We start from the raw sequence: 2,445 nt of genomic DNA on the forward strand, positions 1-2,445 counted from the left end.
CTTCATTTCGACAGCCTAGCGTTGGCGATCCGCTCAAGGCAATACGCCACAATCGGCTCAAGCCTATGAGAACCAGCGGCAATTTACAGTTCTTGGCCCATGCATTAGTTCCATAATCTATCTTATGCGACTTTTGGATACGGCGAGCGGCATGGATGCGGCGGTCCCCGACTTCACTTTCCAGTTCCCTTGGAGGCTTCAGCCTGGAAACACGTGAGGCTTGGAAACATCCGCTCGACATTGTGAGCGCGCAGCCGTCGGCAGCGCGCTCGACTCTTTGTTCGAACGATCGGGTCAATCGGAGCGACTATTCCAGAATAACGGTGGCCTCCACCTCGAAAAGCATGGGATCGATTGCAAGCTTGGGAACGGGAACCAGAGTCTGCGCCGGCAGCGCCTCGCCGAACATGTCCTTGACGTTCCTGGTCAACACCTCGAGCTTGGACATGTCGTGGTCGACCACGAAGACCGTGAGCTTCGCCACCTGATCCGGCTTGGCGCCGATGCCCTCAAGCGCAGCATGCAAATTTGCGTAGGCCTGCTTCACCTGGACGGCGAAATCCGGTGACAAGGTTCCTGTGCTGTCTTGGCCGCCCTGCCCGGAGATGTAGGCGATCCGAGCTCCGAGCGGTGCGATTACGGCGGTGCTGTAGCCATTCGGCGACGGGTCGTAGAGCGCCTGTGGATTGACAATAGTCAGCTTGAACTCGTTCGCCGGCGACGCAGTGGGGACTGCAATGGTCATGATGATTAGCCCTCCGATAAGCAGATGCTTGATTGCGCGTGACATGGTTTTTCGCTTGGCTCCGCAGCCTGCGAGCAACCTACCCTGGCGCCTGCAGATTGAACTTTAACCTAATCGCTACGTGAATCGTGCGATGTACGAGTCATCGTATGGTACGTCGTACGAGTCAATCGTTCAAGATCGACATTTGTCGCGTTGCCGGTCAAAATCGATGTCCTGAAAAAGCGAGGACGACGGATGATAGCCAAACGCAGCGGCGCCCGGAGCAAAGGGGATCAACGGATAAGCGTGTCGCTCCAGCCCGTGCAGCAAGCGAGCAGCGAGCCGCCGCTGTCTCGAGAGCGTATCGTGGCGACCGCGGTGGAACTGCTGGACGCCCAGGGCATAGACGGATTGACAATGCGTCGGCTGGCCGATCGCCTCGGCTCGGGTGTGATGAGCCTATATTGGCACGTCGACAACAAGGAGGATGTCTTTGATCTAGCAGTCGATTCGGTGCTCGAACATCGCGGATCGCCTGAAACAGGTGAGTCTCCGGACTGGCGCGGAGACGTCGTTCATATGCTCGAAGACTGGCGCGCCAGAATGTTGCGCCATCCTTGGTCGGCATCGCTGTTGCCGCGCCGGGCGCTCGGCCGGAACATTCTCGGTCGCCTGGAAATGCTGAGCAAGACCTTGTCCAGAGCCGGTGTTGCGGACGCGGATCTGAACGCCGCGATATGGTCGCTCTGGAACTATGTGATGGGCGCCACCCTCACCCGGGCAAGCTTCGATCTCTCGGAAGAAGACAGGGCAGCCGCACAGCAGCGTCTTACACATCTCAGCGAACACTACCCGACAATCGAACGCTCTCGTCTGCTGTTGGACAACGATTGGGATGGCGCCTTCCGAAGAGGCCTCGACTTCCTGCTCGACGGCCTCTCGCCAAGATAGAATTCCGGCGCTCCGCCCGGAGCAGACCGGATGGCGCTGCTTTGCGCACGCGACGCAAGAGCTTCCCAGTCCACATCATCACGTTGGGCTCGCCGCCAAGGCGGCGCAGGCAGCGGGCAAGCCCCAGATGCTCGATCCCATCGCGGCGGTGGCTGGTGCGGCTGCATTGCAGCTGAATTGTTGCAGTTGGCGATGTCGTCGCCACGCATTGCCAACCGCTGGTCGGAATCCTCTCTGCAGTCGATCTTTTGCGCAAACCTTTTTGGCCGACATGCGTTGTTTTCTCTCCAAGCCAAGGAGACGATCATGCAGATGAAGTCGGAAATAGCCGGTGAAGCGGCCAAGCAGCGCCATATCCAACGTGGCATCGATGCCAAGGACAAATCGAAAGGCGATGGGAAGCTTCAAGGCGCCATGCAGGCTGGCGCCCGCGAATATCCCGAGCCCCCCTTCCCTGAGCAACATCAGCCCAAACCGGGACATGAATGGGCCATAGAGCCGGCGCCGCTGTACGATGCGCCTTACTATCTCGGATCGAAAAAACTCAACCAAAAGGTAGCGCTCATCACGGGCGGCGATTCGGGCATCGGCCGCTCGGTGGCGGTGTTGTTCGCCCGCGAGGGCGCCGACGTCGCGATCGTCTATCTGGCCGAGGACAAGGACGCTGAAGAGACCAAATCCGCGGTGGAAAAGGAGGGACGACGCTGCCTCCTGGTCAAGGCCGATGTCAGCGAACGCAGCCACTGCCACAAGGCGGTCATGGAGAC

3 protein-coding genes are annotated in these 2,445 nt (G+C 59.3%); 2 read left to right on the plus strand and 1 reads right to left on the minus strand.

The features are described 5' to 3' along the window. Positions 1–307 precede the first annotated feature (307 nt). On the minus strand, positions 308–790 hold the full coding sequence (locus EN991_RS32300; RefSeq protein ID WP_027161647.1) for a RidA family protein: 483 nt from the start codon (positions 788–790) through the stop codon (positions 308–310). Positions 791–982: 192 nt separating this feature from the next. Here EN991_RS32300 and EN991_RS32305 point away from each other — a divergent pair, with 192 nt between their 5' ends. Both EN991_RS32305 and EN991_RS32310 read left to right on the plus strand, forming a co-directional pair. Next, complete coding sequence (locus tag EN991_RS32305; RefSeq protein WP_027161648.1) at positions 983–1,678, plus strand: TetR/AcrR family transcriptional regulator C-terminal domain-containing protein; 696 nt, start codon at positions 983–985, stop codon at positions 1,676–1,678. Between the two features lie 306 nt (positions 1,679–1,984). Beyond that, on the plus strand, positions 1,985–2,445 hold a 461-nt coding region (locus tag EN991_RS32310; protein ID WP_127370265.1), incomplete at its 3' end, for an SDR family NAD(P)-dependent oxidoreductase.

Source organism: Mesorhizobium sp. M7A.F.Ca.US.005.03.2.1, from assembly GCF_003997795.1.
Lineage (GTDB): Bacteria > Pseudomonadota > Alphaproteobacteria > Rhizobiales > Rhizobiaceae > Mesorhizobium > Mesorhizobium ciceri.